This window comes from Streptomyces corchorusii (assembly GCF_001514055.1).
In the GTDB taxonomy this organism is placed as follows: Bacteria; Actinomycetota; Actinomycetes; order Streptomycetales; family Streptomycetaceae; genus Streptomyces; species Streptomyces olivaceoviridis.
The window spans coordinates 61,840-77,763 of record NZ_KQ948370.1; the positions used below are offsets into that span (position 1 = coordinate 61,840).

Annotated in this window: 15 protein-coding genes; 7 read left to right on the top strand and 8 right to left on the bottom strand. The window is 69.2% G+C overall.

Going from position 1 to position 15,924, the window contains the following annotated elements:
- Positions 1-24 precede the first annotated feature (24 nt).
- From AQJ11_RS37540 to AQJ11_RS37555, 4 genes are all read left to right on the top strand, one after another.
- Positions 25-441 carry a Tad domain-containing protein gene (locus AQJ11_RS37540; protein ID WP_059266393.1) on the top strand — a complete coding sequence of 139 codons (417 nt, stop codon included), beginning with the start codon at positions 25-27 and terminating at the stop codon, positions 439-441.
- The gene (locus AQJ11_RS37545; RefSeq protein ID WP_059266274.1) at positions 441-3,911 is read left to right on the top strand and encodes a LysM peptidoglycan-binding domain-containing protein; all 3,471 of its coding nucleotides are present in this window, start codon (positions 441-443) and stop codon (positions 3,909-3,911) included. Before AQJ11_RS37540 ends, AQJ11_RS37545 begins: the two co-directional genes overlap by 1 nt.
- A 482-nt stretch (positions 3,912-4,393) precedes the next feature.
- Positions 4,394-5,128, top strand: a complete 735-nt coding sequence (locus AQJ11_RS37550) for a prepilin peptidase (protein WP_059266275.1) — start codon at positions 4,394-4,396, stop codon at positions 5,126-5,128.
- A 44-nt stretch (positions 5,129-5,172) separates the two neighbouring features.
- Positions 5,173-5,412 carry an NUDIX domain-containing protein gene (locus AQJ11_RS37555; protein WP_059266276.1) on the top strand — a complete coding sequence of 80 codons (240 nt, stop codon included), beginning with the start codon at positions 5,173-5,175 and terminating at the stop codon, positions 5,410-5,412.
- Positions 5,413-5,638: 226 nt separating this feature from the next.
- Here AQJ11_RS37555 and AQJ11_RS37560 read toward each other — a convergent pair whose 3' ends face one another.
- The 3 genes from AQJ11_RS37560 to AQJ11_RS37570 all read right to left on the bottom strand — a co-directional run bounded on the left by AQJ11_RS37560 (position 5,639) and on the right by AQJ11_RS37570 (position 7,942).
- Positions 5,639-6,022: an SH3 domain-containing protein gene (locus AQJ11_RS37560; RefSeq protein WP_059266277.1), complete on the bottom strand. Its 384-nt coding sequence runs from the start codon at positions 6,020-6,022 to the stop codon at positions 5,639-5,641.
- Positions 6,023-6,652: 630 nt separating this feature from the next.
- Positions 6,653-7,366, bottom strand: coding sequence for a class I SAM-dependent methyltransferase (locus AQJ11_RS37565; protein WP_059266278.1), 714 nt, complete (start codon positions 7,364-7,366; stop codon positions 6,653-6,655).
- A gap of 111 nt (positions 7,367-7,477) precedes the next feature.
- The gene (locus tag AQJ11_RS37570) at positions 7,478-7,942 is read right to left on the bottom strand and encodes a glycine-rich domain-containing protein (protein ID WP_059266279.1); all 465 of its coding nucleotides are present in this window, start codon (positions 7,940-7,942) and stop codon (positions 7,478-7,480) included.
- A gap of 185 nt (positions 7,943-8,127) precedes the next feature.
- On the opposite strand from AQJ11_RS37570, the gene AQJ11_RS37575 reads away from it, so the two are divergent.
- Positions 8,128-9,423: a helix-turn-helix domain-containing protein gene (locus AQJ11_RS37575; RefSeq protein ID WP_244218549.1), complete on the top strand. Its 1,296-nt coding sequence runs from the start codon at positions 8,128-8,130 to the stop codon at positions 9,421-9,423.
- 605 nt (positions 9,424-10,028) lie between these two features.
- On the opposite strand, the gene AQJ11_RS37580 is transcribed toward AQJ11_RS37575, so the two are convergent.
- The 5 genes from AQJ11_RS37580 to AQJ11_RS37600 form a co-directional block, all read right to left on the bottom strand.
- On the bottom strand, positions 10,029-10,454 hold the full coding sequence (locus tag AQJ11_RS37580) for a site-specific integrase (protein WP_059266280.1): 426 nt from the start codon (positions 10,452-10,454) through the stop codon (positions 10,029-10,031).
- A 188-nt stretch (positions 10,455-10,642) separates the two neighbouring features.
- Positions 10,643-11,053 carry a GNAT family N-acetyltransferase gene (locus tag AQJ11_RS37585; protein ID WP_059266281.1) on the bottom strand — a complete coding sequence of 137 codons (411 nt, stop codon included), beginning with the start codon at positions 11,051-11,053 and terminating at the stop codon, positions 10,643-10,645.
- A gap of 229 nt (positions 11,054-11,282) precedes the next feature.
- Complete coding sequence (locus AQJ11_RS37590) at positions 11,283-12,068, bottom strand: SAM-dependent methyltransferase (protein WP_059266282.1); 786 nt, start codon at positions 12,066-12,068, stop codon at positions 11,283-11,285.
- A 61-nt stretch (positions 12,069-12,129) separates the two neighbouring features.
- Complete coding sequence (locus tag AQJ11_RS37595) at positions 12,130-12,360, bottom strand: DUF397 domain-containing protein (protein WP_059266283.1); 231 nt, start codon at positions 12,358-12,360, stop codon at positions 12,130-12,132.
- Complete coding sequence (locus AQJ11_RS37600; protein ID WP_059266284.1) at positions 12,357-13,226, bottom strand: helix-turn-helix domain-containing protein; 870 nt, start codon at positions 13,224-13,226, stop codon at positions 12,357-12,359. Before AQJ11_RS37600 ends, AQJ11_RS37595 begins: the two co-directional genes overlap by 4 nt.
- A 639-nt stretch (positions 13,227-13,865) precedes the next feature.
- On the opposite strand from AQJ11_RS37600, the gene AQJ11_RS37605 reads away from it, so the two are divergent.
- Together AQJ11_RS37605 and AQJ11_RS37610 are read left to right on the top strand one after the other, a co-directional pair.
- Entirely contained in the window at positions 13,866-15,182 is a 1,317-nt protein-coding gene (locus tag AQJ11_RS37605; RefSeq protein ID WP_059266285.1) for an NsdA family TPR-like regulatory protein, read from the top strand.
- 8 nt (positions 15,183-15,190) lie between these two features.
- Positions 15,191-15,916, top strand: a complete 726-nt coding sequence (locus tag AQJ11_RS37610) for a 2'-5' RNA ligase family protein (RefSeq protein ID WP_059266286.1) — start codon at positions 15,191-15,193, stop codon at positions 15,914-15,916.
- The last annotated feature ends 8 nt before the right edge of the window (positions 15,917-15,924 follow it).

The window sequence follows — 15,924 nt, forward strand, 5'->3', positions numbered from 1 at the left end:
CCTGAGATGTTCCGGCGACCGGGCATGGACGACCGGGGAGGCGTCACCGTGTTCGTCGCCGTGTGCGTGTTCGCGCTGATCGGGATCATCGGCGTCGCTGTGGACGGCGGCAGCAAGATGCGCGCCACCGAGCGCGCGGACTACATCGCCGGCGAGGCCGCTCGGGCCGGCGGCCAGGCCATCGACCCCGCCGACGCCATCAACGGCACCGCGATCACCGTCGATCCCCAAGCGGCGGCCGCCGCGGCGCAGGCCTACCTGAGTTCCGCCGGCGCCACCGGAACGGTCAGCGTGTCCGGCGACGGCCAGACCCTCAACGTCACTGTCACCGGCTACTACGACACGAAGTTCCTGTCGGTGGTCGGGATCGGCTCTCTGTCGGTGACCGGCCATGGCAAGGCCACCCTCCTGCATGGCGTCACCGCTCCCGAAGGAAACTGATGCGCACCACCACCCGCTCGCCCGCCGCAGCGGTGGGCCGCACCCTGGCCCTGGTCTTCAAGGCCGTGATGAGCCTGCTCGTCCTGGCGGCCACGGTCGCCGGGCTGCCGCTGCTGCTGGCTTGGGCCACCCCGGTCATCTGGGCTGCCACCCACGGCGACCTCACCCACCTGCTGGACCGGCAGGACACCGGTAGCGTGTTTCTGCTGCTGCTCGCCTGCGTGGGCTGGATCGGGTGGGCGCAGTTCAGCTTCTGCGCGGTTCGCGAGCTGATCGCACAGCTGCGGGGCCGTACCTGGCACGCCCCGCGAGGGATGGGCGCCTCGCAGCGCGCCGCGGCCCTGCTGATCGGCAGCATCCTGGTGCTGCTGCCCACGAGCTCGGCGCTGGCCTCTGATGCCCAGGCCGCGCCGGCCCCCACAGCGGGACTCCTGGCGGGTCAGGCGGTTCAGGCCCCGCAGGCAGCCGCTCAAGCCGGCCAGGCCTCACCCGCATCCTCCGCGCGCACGCCGGCGTCGCGTACGTACACGGTGCGCAAGACGCGGCCTGCGGAGAGTTTGTGGGGCATCGCTGAACGGGAGTTGGGGGACGGCGAGCGGTGGCGGGAGATCGCTGACCTGAACGAAGGCCGGACCATGGCCGACGGCACGGTTTTCCGCGCGAACAGTTTTCTGCAGCCCGGCTGGCAGCTGCAGATGCCCGAGACCTCCGCGGCCGTCGGAGGCGTCCGTACGCAGCTGGGTGACAGCGCTCCAGCTGCCGACGAAAAGGCTGGGCACGTCGTCACGGTCCACCCGGGCGATTACCTGTCGAAGATCGCGCAGAAGGAGCTCGGCGACGGCGACGACTGGCCAGAGTTGTTCGAGGCCAGCAAGGGCAAGCCGCAGCCGCACGGCCTGCCCCAGATCACCGACCCCAACGTCATTTATGCGGGACAGCAGGTCACCGTGCCCGGTGCCCATTCCGATCAGCCTTCCCAAGACCAAGGCCACGGTGAGGAGTCCGGCAGCCAGGAGGCCACTCCCCCGGCCATCCAGAACCCCGACGACACGCAGAAACCGGGCGGCAGCACTGGGGATGCGCCAGCACCCGCACCCAGCCAGACCCAGGCGCCTGCACCGCAGTCGTCGGCGCCCAGCGCGCCGTCCAGTCGTCCGGCCGAGCAGCCCGGGCAGGATCAGTCCTCACCGTCCGAGGCGGCGTCCGCGACGCCCGAACCCAGCGCCAGCGCCTCGGCTTCTGCTGCCACGCCGTCGGCGTCGGCCGAGCCGTCCCGCTCCGCTGCCTCCCACTCCGCGTCCGAGTCCCCGGCGACGGCTCCGGCCAGCAGCCCGCTGAACTTGCGTATCGTGCTCGGCGCCGGCGCACTGCTCGCCGCTGCAATCACCGGGGCGCTCGCCCTGCGCCGAACGCTGCAGCGCCGACGCCGCAAGCCGGGCGAGAAGATCGCCATCGCACCCGAGACCTCCCCGGCGGAGGCGCAATTGGCGGCGGCCGCCGGACCGGCAGGCGCTGCCCGCCTGGACGTGGCCCTGCGGACGCTGGCCCACCACGCTGCCCAGCAGGGGGAGGAGCACGTTCTGCCGCCCCTGCGGGCCGCCCGGATCGGGACCCGAGCGGTTGAGGTGCTGCCCGAGGACCTCGCCCAAGAACCGATGGCGCCCTTCGCTGCCGGGCGGGGCGGCTGGTGGGTCCTGCCCTCTGAGGCCGCCATCCTGGACGAGGAGGCCGCCCGCGACGTGCCGGCACCGTATCCGGGGCTGGTCACGATCGGCAGCACCGAGGCGGGCGACCTACTGCTGCTTAACCTCGCGCAGTTGCCCGCGCTGCTGCTGGACGGCAACCCGGTGCACAACACCGAGGTGTGCACCTCGCTCGCCCTGGAGCTCGGAATGAGTCCGTGGGCGGCCGATATCGAGGTCGTCACCGTGGGGTTCGGTGAGGAGCTGCCCCAGCTGCTGCCCACTGCGCGGATCGCCCACATGCGTCAGGCCACGCATGCGCTGCGTGATCTGAGCGAACGCCTGCTGGAGGCCCACCAGATGCCCGGGATCCAGCATCAGCCGTACGTGCTGCTGTGCGCGTCGGCCCTGGACGAGGACACGGCCTGGCAGTTCGCCGACGTGGTCTCTCGGGCGGGGGCGGTACCCGTCACGCTGATCGCCCCTGCGAGTACGGCGGCCGCTCGTTTCCCCGAGGCGGAGATCCTCAACGCCTCTCTCAGCGGCCCGCAGACCCTCGACTGCGCCGGCACCGACATCACCGTGCAGCGTCTGGAGCACGCCGCCTATCTTCAGATCACCACCGCGTTGAAGGTGTCCGGGCAGCCGCCTCACCCGGCCGAGGGGCCCTGGGAAGACGTCCCGGACGAGCTCGACAGCACGCAGCAGCCCGAGCACCCGTTGCCGGAAGAGTCCGCGCCCGCAACCACTGCCGCCTCGATCCCGTCACCAGCAGCGGCAACGGACGTGAGCAGCGAGGTCTTCCCGGCCCTGCTCGCCGCCAGCACCGATCCGTCCGGGCTCCGGCTCCTCACCCCCGCCGCGTCGCCGCCCCAGCTGGACGACGAAGCCGGACCGGGCACCGAGACAGCAGTGTCGGCGGCCCCGGCCGCTGCTGAGTCCACCGACACCGCACAGGCTGAGAAGGCTGACGCCCCGGGGGCCGCCCTCGAGGAGCCTGCCGTGCCGCAGGGGAAAGAGCGCCAGGCACAGGACCTGCACGCCCCGGAGATCCGGGTGCTGGGACCGGTCGAGGTGACGGGCGTGAACAGCACCGGTCACGGCCCCAGAATGGCGCAACTGGCCGCCCTGTTGTACTTCCGGCCCGGCCGCAGCGCGGACGTGCTGTGTGCCGACATGGATCCTGTCAGCCCGTGGTCGACGAGCACCCTCAACGCGCGAATGCAGGGACTGCGCAGCTCCCTGGGCAGCGACTCGGCCGGCAACCTCTACGTGCCGCGCCGCAAGACCGGCGAGGACCCCTACCGGCTCTCACCCCAAGTACGCTGCGACTGGACCCGCTTCCTTGAACTCGTCCAATCCGCCCTGCCACAGGGCCCGGCCGGCCTGACCGAACTGGAAAACGCGCTCGCCCTGGTCCGCGGAAAGCCGTTCGGGGGCAAGGCACTGCCCTGGGCCGAGCCCTACCAGCAGGAAATGATCACGCGGATCATCGACGTGGCGCACACGGTGGCCACCTACCGCACGCCCCCGGGCCCCCACCACAACCTCAGCGCAGCCCGCCAGGCCATCGCAACCGGCCTAGAAGTCGACGACACCGCCGAACTGCTGTACCGGGACTGGCTCCGCATCGAACACGCGGCCAGGAACCGGCAAGGCCTGCACACCGCCATCACCCGCCTCCAACAGGTCAACCGGGCACTGGACTGCTCACTGGAAACCGAAACCGAACAACTGATCAACACACTCCTCAACGGCCCGGGCACAGCGGAACCCAACGTTGTGTGAGGCGGCGCGCAGAGACGCACAGTGCCCACCGCCGGCTGGAGGCAAAGTCCCAGGCCTCACAGGCGTACAGAGCGGCATCGTTGGACGGGGCAGCCGCTGCGCCACTCCCTCAGTACTCCCGTACGGTGCACGCAGCCGCGGGCGCATGCGGGACCAGGCCACTCTCCAGGGCAGCCACTTCCTTCTCCCTGAGTGCATGGGACAATGACCGGTCCGAGGATCGAGTGCAATGTGATGCGCAGCCATGCGCTCGCCACCGGCTGCTCTGATGCGATCCGGGATCATGGAATGCGCACCGGACTCCGGCAGGTCGGTGTTCCGGTGTGTCCTCACTGCTGGGGCTGCGCAATTCGTGTGCTGAGCTGAAGTATGGGGCCAGGGCTCGGTTCGCCACCCGGCATTCAGGCATCAGGCCTCGTTTCCGTCCCCAGGGAAGCCGGTCAGACCCACGCACACACGACGCGGCGTCTAAGCTCCGTGCGGTGGAGACGTTCTGGATCACCGCAACGGCGGTCCTGTGGGGCGGCGGTGCCGGCCTGCTCATACCGCGCGCCTCCTACCGGCTCTCTGTGCCCCCCGGGGAACCGTGGCGGAGCGCGTGTCCTGCAGGACATCCGCTCACCGGCATCGGGAACGGGTGGCTGGGGCGGGCCAGCTGCTGCGAGGGCGACAGGTACGGCCCGAACACACCCATCCTCACCGCCGTCACAGCCACAGCCTGTGCCCTTTTGGCAGCCGCCGTCGGCGCTCGCCCCGAGCTAGTGATCTGGCTGCTGCTCGTCCCGGCCGGCGTGCTGCTCGCCGCCGTCGACTCCAAGGTGCACCGGCTACCCGACATTGTCACCGTGCCGTTCACAGCGGTCGCTCTTGTACTGCTCGGCGGCGCCGCGCTGCTGCCGCGCGCTGGCGGCAGCTGGACGACCGCGCTGCTCGGCTCCCTCACACTCGGAGCCTGCTACCTGCTGCTGTTCCTGATCAACCCCAAGGGCATCGGCTTCGGCGATGTCAAACTCGCCCCGGCGCTCGGCGCGGCCTTGGGCTGGTACGGCTGGAATACCCTGCTGCTCGGCACCTTCACCGGATATCTGTTCGGTGCGGTGTACGGCGCCGGTCTCATCCTCACACGCCGCGCCGCAGGCACATCGGCCATCCCGCTCGGCCCATTCCTCATGGCCGGCACATTCACCGGAATCCTTTTCGGCTCCCACATCATCTGAACGCCCGACGCCTGGTGGATCTGCTCCCTGGCTACGAAGTGCCGATGCGCCCCGGTGACGGGTGCGAACCCGACGAGGACCCGCTGGCGGCTGCGCGCCGGGAACTGGTCGAGGAGGCGAGCATCCGCGCCTCCGAGGTCGAGCTGCTGACGATGATGCGGCAGATGCCCGCCAGCGCGCGTACCCGTGAGCACCTGTACCTTGCCCGAGGTCTGAGCACCGGTGAGCACCAGCGAGACGCGAGCGAGGCCGACATGGAGCTGCGCTGGGTCGCGTTAAAGTAGGCGGTAGCGATGTGCAGCGACGGCCTGATCACCGAGGTCCGGGACCCTCACGGCGGTCTTGCTGACCGCGCAGTGCACCACCGTCTAGCCCAAATGCCTCTGGCCGTCTGGCCACAGACGCCCGTCCGCCACGGTCACAGGAGCCCCCCGCCGGTCCGACCCCCACTCGCAATTCCGTCGCGGCCCACCCAGATCCGGGGTGGGCCGCGACGCGTGCGGGCGGCACTCAGTCAAGGCGCGTGCAGACGCTGCGGCGCAGATACCGCTTTGCAGTCCACCCCTTGGTGTCTGCCTTCAGTCCTGACGATTTGCGTGTGCCATAGTGGCTGCCGGAGTCGTAGGCAAGGCGGACCTTGTACCAGCCGTGCCGGGCCTGGACGGCATAGACCGCGTCGCCCTCGTGGAGCAGCCCGAGCACGGTGTAGCGGGTGCCGGGACCGGTCCGCAGCCGTACAGCATCTTCTCGTACCACGTAGCCGCACTCGTTGAAGTCCGTCCGCGCCATCGCGGGTGAGGGCTGCTGCTGGGGTGCGCCGACCGACGCCTGCGGGACGGCAATGGCGCTGTAGAGCGCGGCGGCTAAGGCCGCAATGAGGATCAGTCGCTTCATGCCCGGGCCAACGTCCCGTGCCCCAGCGGGTGTCGGCGTGGGGCGGGAGATCACTCGCGCGAGGCATGACTGTGCCCCGGACCGGGGGGCCGGGGGCACAGCGGGCCCGTCTACCCGCGACGGGGGAACGCGGGCAACGGGGGGCTAGGCGGTCTCGTTCCGGCGAGGTAGATGGTCGGGGTATCAGCGGCAACCAACCCATGAGCCTGATTGGCGACACACCGCCAGCGCGGAGTTCGGTGGCCTGAAGCCACCTGTCAGGGTTCGCGGCATTCAGGCGCCGACCAGTGCCGAACACCGCCATGACTGGGAGCAGCGCAGGAGCTCAGCCCCCGAGTCCTGACCTTGGTCCGAGTCCGGTGACGAACCTACAAGATGCTCGCCAACTACTACCTGCGGCAGACCTGACGACGCTGGGAGTAGGAGTTGAACCGTCCACGGTTTCCGCCCGGGCGAGCCAGGCTCGGAGAACGCCGAGGGCCTGCGCCGCGCCCTGGCGGTGGCCGCCGAGGACACCGGTCGGCAGCCCTCGCCGACGAACCTGCTGCGGCTCGGCTTCAGTCTCACTCTGGTACTGCACCGATTCAGGGTGTGCGGTGAGCACCAGCCCCCGGCATGCAGCGGGGCGTGTCAGGAGCTGGGTTGGCCCGGGCGGAACGCAGTCACCAGAAGCGTGTCGGCGGCGCGCGGTCCGGTCCCGCCGGGCAGTCTCTCGGTGCTGATCCGGGTGAAGCCGGCCCCGTCGAGAAGTTTGGTCCACACCTGCTCCTGGAGGACCCAGCGGCGCATGGTGGTCGCCTCGCCGTCCGGGGTCTTCGCGCCGATCTCGCTGTGCTGCGCGTCGGTGTGGGCAGGCGCACCGCCGAGGTGGTGGGCGAGGGTGGAGAGCACCAGCCGGCCGCCGGGGCGCAGCGCGGCGGCCGCCGTCGGCAGCAGTTCGTGCGGGTTGGTGAAGTCGACGGCGCCGAAGACGCTGTAGAGCACGTCGTACGTGTCGGCCATGGCGTGCAGGTGCCGGGTGACGTCGGAGTTGACCAGGCGCAGCCTCGGCGCGAGGTGGCCGTACAGGTCGCTGGCCATGGCGTGCTGGGCGGGCGAGGCGTCGACGGCGATGACCCGGGCGGGCTGGTGGTGGACGGCCAGGTGGGCGGCGTGCCGGGCGGCCCCGGAGCCGAGGTCGCCAACACAGCGCCCGGTGAGGTCGCCGAGGACTTCCGCTTCGGGCCCGTTGTCCTGGCTCCAGGTCCAGAGGAAGCGGCCGGGCACGGCGCGGTCGGTGGCATGCCGGGTGCGGCCGTAGTGATGCCAGAGGTCTGTGGTGGAGGTGGTGGTCACCTGCCCCATCCTGGCGGGCTGCTCCGGGCGGTGGGCTGATTCGGTCGAATCTCACCCCCGGGAACATGCCGTCGGGGCCCCGGCTCTGGTCTGCCGGGGCCCCGACGATGTGCGGCGCTGTCAGTGCGAGTCGTTGCCGGGGTGGCAGGGCCCGCAGGTGGCGGCGTCCGCCCACAGCGGCAGGTCGACCTCCCAGCCGTCGGCGGCGATCAGGTCCGCCGTCCGCAGGACCGAGCCGTCGTTCTTGAAGTCGACCTCGGGGACGTGGTGGAGGTAGCGGCCGTCGTTGAAGCGGTCGCACAGCTCGAAGTAGCTGACGGTGTCGAGGATGACCGTGTGGACGCCGATGTCGACGAGCGCGCTCGGGGCGAGCCCGAGGCCTTCGCCCCGGTGCCGCATCGCGGTCAGCAGGTAGGCGTAGCCCTGGCCGAGGACACGGGCCGCCATGACCGAGTCGTAGGGGTAGTCCCGCATGAGGAGACCGACCTGCTTGTCCCACAGGGCGGCCGGCACGACCTCGCGGGCGGAGCGGGCCGGGCTGGTCGTCGGGGCGGTGGCCGGCGGGAGTTCGGCGACGGTTGCCATGATGCCTCCGGTGGACGGTGCCCCGCGGTTCGGAGCGACGCATCCAGCACACCGCGGCGGCCGGTCCCGCTGTGGTCATCTGTCGTGCGGTGAAACGCCTTTGCACGGCGTGCAAACAGTCTCGACGCGGGCCTGCGCCGCGCTTACCGTGGGACGCCCCCGGTAGTGCGGCGTGGGAGGGTCCGGTGCCCGTAGACCCGCTCTGGAACGGCACGTTGGCACGGCAGTTATCCGAGCAGCGACGTACTGGTGCCCTGATCCGGCTCGGGCGTGAACACCAGTCCTGGACGCTGGCCGAGCTCGGGGAGCGGATCGGCTGTTCGGCCGCCACGCTGTCCCGGCTCGAACGCCGTGCCCGCGTAGTCGACTTGGGGCTTGTGCACCTGGCGGCGGCCGAGGTCGGCGTGCCGCGACACGTCCTGATGACTTCTCTGGCACCACCGTCCACGGCGGCACCGGCCGGCACTAGAGTGACGGCCAGTTCGCGTGACGCCGAGGAGGACCCCATGCGCCGCCGCACGCTGCTCACCGCCACAGCGGCCGCCGGACCGGCCGCCCTGCTCATGGGGCTGGACGAAGCTCTCGCCGCCACCCCGGCGCCGACGAGCGGTCTGGGGGCGCTGAGCAGCCGGCTGGCCGCCGCCCGGGAGTTGTACGACAAGGGCGCGCATCACCGGCTCCTCGCCGTGCTGCCGGGCCTCATCGCGGACGGGCACCGCGCCGCCGCCTCCCGCCAGGACCTCGACCAGGCGCGGCTCTCCTCGGTGTACACGCTGGCCTCCTCGGTCCTCAGCAAGGTCGGCTCGTACGAGCAGGCGCGTCTCACCGCGGACCGGGCCCGCACTTGGGCCGAGGTGTCCGGCTCCCCGCTCGCGGCGGCCGCCGCCGCCCGGGAACTGGCGATCGTGCTGCGCCACCAGGACCGCCACGGCGAGGCCCGGCGCCTCATGACGTCGGCGGCCGCCGACGTGGAGGCGACCGGTCTGCGTACCGACGCTGCGGCCGCCGCGTACGCGCAGATGCTCTGCACGCTGGCGTACACGGCCGCGCGGGGCGGGCAGCGGGCCGAGGCGCTGGCGATGGTCGAAGAGGCTCGCCGTTCCGCGCGCCGGCTGCCGGGGACTCCGCCGCCCGGCCGTCTGTTCCCCATCAGCCCGGCCGCCGTCGGCCTGTACGCGGTCGGCGTGCACTGGGCGCTCGGCGATGCGGGCGCCGCGCTGGAGGCCGGGAAGGATCTACGGCCCGATCAGTTCCCCACCGCGGAGCGCAGGGCACGGCTGGGCACGGACATGGCGCGGGCCTGGTGGGCGTGGAACCGGCCCGAGCAGACCGCCCGCGCGCTCCTGGACGCGCACCGGGCCAGTCCGGGGGAAGTCCGGGACCGGCCCGCTATCCGCAGCATCGTCAATGAGCTGGCCGAGCGGCACCCGCACACCACCGGCGTGCGCGAACTCCGCGCCGCCGTGGTGTCAGCCGGCTGACCGCCTTGGACGTGAGGGACCCTCGGCCTGTGCGGCGGCAGGTGGTCGAGGAGCGCACCGCGGATCGGGAGCACCGCGTGCTGACCATGGAACAGAGCATCCGGCGTGCGCGTTCCGGCGCACGCCGTTGTCTGGCTGCCGTTGGTCTTGGAGAACCGTGCTGTCCGTTGCCGGAAGGTTCGTCGTCATGGTGTCGTACGCAAAGGACGAACGATGTGTGGCGCTGGCGAAGGTGTTGGTGCCGCTTTCGGAACGCAGCGGGCCCGAAGGCGCCGGCGGGTACGGCGGGACGTTCCACAGGCACACGTGCCGAGCAAGACGGCCGTACAGCTGCGGGCGGCGGCCAGCCGGCTGCTCTGCGTGCACGACGACACCGGTCTCCTCGTACCAGCGGACAGCGCGGCCGACGAGCCTGGCCGACACAAGCCGGGCCGTGCGGCCTTGGCGCCGATGTTGCCGTGCCGGTCGATGCGGCGCAGCAGCGGGCCGGGGTGAGCTGGCTGTCGGGCCGTACCGGAGATTTCAGTCGGCACGTCTGTGACCTGGCCGCTGAAGTGTTCCGTGCGGTGACTCCAGTCACGTTGGCCGCACGGAAGCGTTCAGTGTCAGGGAACCGCTGTGCCGCCGCCGGTCAGTCCTGGAGCCGGGCGGGGGCGCTGGCGGCCGTCCTCCTCCTCGATCTTCACGGTGGTGATCTTGGCGTCATGGAGATTGAGGCGGGCGGGCTCGCTGGCGGGGGCGGCCATCCACCAGGCGAGAAGCAGGACGGCGGCGTCCGGCTTGCCTCGCACGGTGGTGCGGTTCAGGGCGCGCACCATGCGGCGCAGTTCGTCCAGGTCGACGGTGTCGGCCTGGAGCGGGCCCGCCTCGACCAGGGGGTCGTCGGCCTCCTCGTCGGCGCGGTGGCGGATGACGAGCCGGCAGGCCTTGACCTCCTGGTCCGACAGCGGGGTGCCCCGCGGTCGCCGAGATCGGAGAGGTAGGGCAGCACCGTGCTGGGCTCGTCCTCGGCCCAGTCGTATGTGGCGCACTACAGGGCGTACGAACGCCAGCGGTGACCCAGGTGTTGCGGGAGCTGTGCGGGACGGTGTGGGTGAGCTTGCGGGCGGCCGAGACGAGATCCGCTCGCTGGCGGCGGAGACGATATCCGGCTCGGCACGGCGCCGGCGCCGGACGGCCGGAATGCGCCCGGACCCGGCGGGGACGAGTTCACTCGATGTCATGACGCGGACTTATCGGTCATCTTGCGGGGACGCTGCCAGGTGTGCTCGGACAGCCGGTGTGCCGGGTCGACGGGGACGAAACCGTGACGTCGGTAGAGGGCCTCCAGCCGGGTCCGGTCGGCGCCGAACTCGTCGGTGGGAGTGCATGCCAGGACCAGGCCGCGGGCGTCGGCCTCCGCGCAGAGCCGGGCCAGCACGCGGGTGGCGTGTCCGTCGCCGCGGTGCCCGATGGACACCCGCAGGTACCGCAGTTCCAGCAGATGATCGTCGGCGGCCAGGTCGAGGCCCAGCAGTCCGTCGGGTGGCATCGACCGCTTGAGCCCCCTGACCAGGTCCTGCACCCAGCCAGCGTCGTCGGCCGCGCTGTCGCCGCTCCCCGCTTCGTACAGGTCTTCAGATGCTGTCATGAGGCCGGCTCCTTGCGGTTGGCCTTGGCTGGGACGCCGAGACGGAAGCGCAGGCCCTCCCGCGCGGCGTTTTCTAGCGCCAGGGGGCCCTTCTCGGTGACTGTGTCGGCGTCCCAGTGCACGCCGTGGGTGTAGAAACGGTCCGGATCTCCCGGGACCAGCGCATGCGCCGCGGTTCCTGATGCCAGATAAGCAGAGAAGACGATTAATCAGCTACACCGCGGGGCGCTTAGGGCTTCCGCGCTACGCCGACATAGAGGGGCACTTGTTCGTCAGCGAACTCCAGACCAGGCTCCGGGTGCCAGTCCGTGACGATCTGTACACCCGGTTCGAGCAAGTCAAGTCCCGTGAAGAACTGGGCAACTTCCTCTCGCGAGCGAACCTGCGCGGGCACACCGCTCTTCCGGTAGATCTCGACGGCCTTGGCCCAGCCGACAGCATCGAAGTCTCCTGTCACGTGTGAGAGCATGAGAAAGCTGCCCGAGGAGAGCGGGGCCAGGAGGTCGTTGACAAGTTCGTAGGGTCCGTACTCGTCGGAGACGAAGTGCAGGATGGCCACGAGTGAGAGAGCGACAGGTTCCTTGAAGTTGAGGATCTCCTTGGCGCCTTCGATGATCTTCTCGGGCTCGCGGACATCCGCTTCAATGTACTTCGTCGCACCCTCGCGGGCACTACGGAGGAGCGCTTCTGCGTGGCGGAGAACAACTGGGTCGTTATCGACGTAGACCACGCGTGATTCGGGGTTGACCGCCTGAACGACCTGGTGAAGGTTGGGCTCGGTTGGGATGCCAGTGCCGATGTCGAGGAACTGAGTCACACCGCGGTCAGCCAGGAGGCGGGCAGCCCGATTCATAAAGCTCCTGTTGGTGCGGGCGGCAATCCTGATTGCCGGCAGGAACGATATGACCTGCTCGGCTGCCTCCTCATCGACCGGGTAGCTGTCCTTGCCACCGAGGTAGTAATCGTACATGCGGGCCGGGTGGGGCCGACTAGTATCAATGGGCTTTAACATCATTGCTGATCTGCGTGCCCTTCGTGTCGAAGTTACGGTGTCGGGATTGCTGGCGATACGGGCCTCAGGAGAGGAGGAAGTCGGCATCCCCTGCCTTAGCCCCGATGATGAAGGCCGCGATCTCCCCCTGGTGGCAGATCAGAGCGGGCCCGTCAGGGTCGGTCGACTGGCGCAGCGCTACGCGCCCATCGCCGAGGGGCTTCGCCTCCACGCAGTTGCCACCGTTGCTACCGCTCCAAGGCTTCACCCATTTTTCTGCTCCAAGCTCCGTGGCGGCGCGGAGGACGTGACTCATAGGTACAGCTCCTTGCAGATATCACCAAGGAATTTCTTGGTTTCATGCTTTGAGGATGCGTAGACACTCATCTGTCCCAGCGCTTCGCGGAACAGCGCGACTTCTTCCCTATCCTCGCTGTATCCAGCGCGACTCAGGCTGTCGGTGCACACAATGTCGGGAAGCTCTGGAATCTCGAATCGGAAGATAGTGAAAGGTCCAAAGGCACCCGGGTGAAGCCCGGCTTCGAAGGGACACACCTGCAATGTCACGTTCGGAAGTTCGGCGACGTCCAGGAGGTGCTCGATCTGCTCGCGCATGACGGCCGCGCTGCCCACAGGGCGTCGTAGACTCGTCTCGTCTGTGACAACCCAGAGTTGGGGAGGGGTCGGTTCCTCACGCGTGAGGATCTCCTGGCGCCTGATACGAAGATCGACACTTCGTTCGAGAACATCGGGCGACATGAGGGGGAGCCCCCGCTCCATTACAGCGCGTGCATAGTTGGGCGTCTGGAGCAGGCCGGGAATGACTCCTGGCTCATAGCCGCGGATGTCGGTCGCGGCGGTCTCCAGCGATACGTGCACTCCGAACCAGTCCGGGAGGACGTCGCGGAAACTCTGCCACCAGCCGGGCGTCCTCGCTTGGTCTAGGAGAGCGAGGAATTCTTCGATCTCGGCGTGGGCGACGCCGTAGATATCGAGAAGCGTCTTGACGGTGGCGTACTTCAGCGAAGTCTCGGCCTTCTCCATCCTGGTGACCGTCGTCTGCGCGATCCTCAGCTGCTTGGCGGCCTGCACGGCAGTGAAGCCAGCCGCTTCACGCAGGGCGGCCAGGCGTCGGCCCAAGACGATGGCCAGCACGGTCGGGGCAGACTTCGGTTCACTCACGCCGGTTCCCTCTCCCCTTCGGCCGGCAGCAGCTGTGCTGAAGTGTGCCATGACACCCGCACGTGAACCAGACTGCAGCCCGAACTATGCAGGTTGCAGAGTGAGGGTTGCGAACATTCCAGAGCACCGAGCATAGTTACGTGGTGACCCAGGTCACGCGACACGGATACACCCCCCCACGCCTTCACACAGGAAGGTCTGAGATGCCCGCGCGCCCCGCGTCGTTCCACGCGCTGCTCCAAGAGCGCCGTTGGGACAGGTGGAGCGTGTTTGCTTGCCACTTGGAGCGCTCAGCCCGCGACCTGGCCGTGAGGACCGCCTCTCCCCGGTTTCTGGAGATCTACGTTGCCCGGCGCACGTTCAGCCGATGGATGGGCGTGGGGCTCGACAGCGTGCCGCAGCCAGACCATCAGGTGATCTTGGAACATCTTCTGGGCTGCCCTACGCCGAGTTGTTCGGTCCGCCCTCGCCCGCCCCGTCCCCCTGGCCCGTGTCGCGAAGTGGAGGTTCGCGGCCGGCCGTACACCGATCGGAGTGGAGACGAGTTCCCCACTCCTGGACTCGGACCACTGAGCCAGAACGACGCAGTGATGCAGGCGCTCGACGAGCGTCGTGGAGGTTGAAGTGCATACGGTACGGATGACGCTGTTCCGTCAATTGGTTCAGGAGCGGCATTGGACCACGGTCCAGACGTTCGGCACGCACTTCGCCAAGGCAGCCCGGGAGGTGGCCGAACGCACCGGCGAACCTCGCCTTGCGGCTGTGACCGTCTCCCGCCGCTCCTACGACCGGTGGATGGCCGGCGACCTGAGGCGAATGCCCAACCGGGACACTCGGATTATCCTCGAGCATCTCTTCCAGCAGCCCGTCGCCCTCTTGTTTGCCGCCCCGGAGGTGGCGGAACAGGAACGCGCTGCTGAGGAGGGCATGTTCGACGCCCCACTGGCTGTGCTCACACAGACCGAGTTACTGACGCAGTCCAGCACGGGCACGGCAGTGCTGGATCATTTCCGGGGAGAGATCCAGGGAATCGTCGACCGCTACGAGACACACGGCCCACAGGGGTTGGCCGGCCGGGCCCGGTCCCTGCACCGGCAGCTCGGCGCCCGGCTGGGCGCTCGCCAGCACCCGCCGGCGGTGCACACCGAGCTGTTCAGGCTCACTGGGCAAGCGGCGGGGCTCCTGGCGTACATGGCCGTCAATGCGGGAGCTAAGCCTGCCGTCGCGGAAGCATACTGCGCGCAGGCCGAAACTCTGGCCGGGCACATCGGAGACAAGCAGCTGCAAATGTGGGCAGCCGGCACCCGGTCGCTGAGCCTGTACTACCAGCACCGTTACGCCGAGGCCGACGAGGCCGCGGCCGCCGGCGTCGACCTGGCACCCAATGACGGTCAGGCCATCAGGCTTCTGATCAATGGACGAGCGCGGGCTCTGGCTCGTCTTGGCGACCGACGGGGTACGGAGCGGGCCATCGGGAGAGCGCTGGACCTCTCCGATCAACAGCCGTCCCTGCCCCCTGGGATCACGTCGTGCATCTCCTTCGCCCCCTACAGCCTGGCCCGAACCCTGGCTAACGAGATCACCGCGCGGCTTTCGCTCGGCGACACAAGCGAGGTCCTGTCATGCGCGGAACATATCGAGCGTCTGATCGAGGAGTCCGACTCCGAGTGGAGCCGGGCATTGGTCCGGCTCGATGTCGCTGCGGCGCTCTTGCAGCATAGGCAGCCGGAAGTGGAGCATGCTATGTCTCTGGGGCGGAGCGCGCTCCATGCCAGCACCACCGTACCCATCACGTCCGTGTGGCAGAGGGCGACCGAGCTGTACCAGCGAGCCGGGCGCTGGCATGCCGAGCCTGATGTAGATGACTATGCCGAGGAACTTCGGGCCTGGCGCTCCCGCCCCCAGGCCGAATCGATCGTCAGCGGTTCGGGTGTAGAGCTCGCGCCGCAGCAGTAAGGAGTGCCGTGACGCCCGAGCTGGACGTCTCCCCCGAAGCGTTCCCTCACCGCCCGCCGCCGGACCTCGATAGTCCCGACCTACTCGTCGATCACGACTGGCGAGCGTTCACCACTGTCGAGTGCATGAAAAACCACTGGGCACGACCGGGGTGGCCCGAGGGGTTTCGCGCCTACTACTGGATGTTGACGTTCCCCGATGCCAGCGAGCTGATGAGCCGCGCGAGGCAGTGCCAGGACGCACTCGCACACCTCGGCATGGACCGCGTCCCCAGTGACGGGCTGCATGTGACGATGCCCCGCGTCGGCAGTACCGACCTGGTTTCCAGGGACCAGTTGCGGCTCCTTGCCGACCTGGCGCAAGAGATGGCGCTCACGGCCTTCGAGATCGCTGCCCATCCGATGGCGGGATCGCGGGGAGCCGTCCGCTTCACCCTCGCGCCATGGTCGCCTCTGATCCGACTGCATGCCGCTCTCAGCGAGCTCGGCAAACACGCGAACGTCCCCGGGGGTAAACCCACCGCTGCCTTCCGCCCTCACTTGGGCGTGCAGTACAGCAACCGAGAGTGTCCCGCCGCGCCCGTCATCGAGAGCGTGGCCCGCCTGCGCACCCTCGAGCCGGTGCCCTTGAAGATCAGCAGTGTGGAACTCGTCGAACTCTGGCGTACGACCGACCCCTCACCTGCCTACCGCTGGCGGGTCGTGCGCAGCGTTCCTCTCTGTCCGCAGGGGTAAGCCGGATC

Coding starts and splice junctions, on each gene's coding strand:
- AQJ11_RS37540 (WP_059266393.1), top strand. CDS start 25: ATGGACGACCGGGGAGGCGTCACCGTGTTCGTCGCCGTGTGCGTGTTC.
- AQJ11_RS37545 (WP_059266274.1), top strand. CDS start 441: ATGCGCACCACCACCCGCTCGCCCGCCGCAGCGGTGGGCCGCACCCTG.
- AQJ11_RS37555 (WP_059266276.1), top strand. CDS start 5,173: ATGCGCCCCGGTGACGGGTGCGAACCCGACGAGGACCCGCTGGCGGCT.
- AQJ11_RS37560 (WP_059266277.1), bottom strand. CDS start 6,022: ATGAAGCGACTGATCCTCATTGCGGCCTTAGCCGCCGCGCTCTACAGC.
- AQJ11_RS37565 (WP_059266278.1), bottom strand. CDS start 7,366: ATGGGGCAGGTGACCACCACCTCCACCACAGACCTCTGGCATCACTAC.
- AQJ11_RS37570 (WP_059266279.1), bottom strand. CDS start 7,942: ATGGCAACCGTCGCCGAACTCCCGCCGGCCACCGCCCCGACGACCAGC.
- AQJ11_RS37585 (WP_059266281.1), bottom strand. CDS start 11,053: ATGACAGCATCTGAAGACCTGTACGAAGCGGGGAGCGGCGACAGCGCG.
- AQJ11_RS37590 (WP_059266282.1), bottom strand. CDS start 12,068: ATGATGTTAAAGCCCATTGATACTAGTCGGCCCCACCCGGCCCGCATG.
- AQJ11_RS37595 (WP_059266283.1), bottom strand. CDS start 12,360: ATGAGTCACGTCCTCCGCGCCGCCACGGAGCTTGGAGCAGAAAAATGG.
- AQJ11_RS37605 (WP_059266285.1), top strand. CDS start 13,866: ATGACGCTGTTCCGTCAATTGGTTCAGGAGCGGCATTGGACCACGGTC.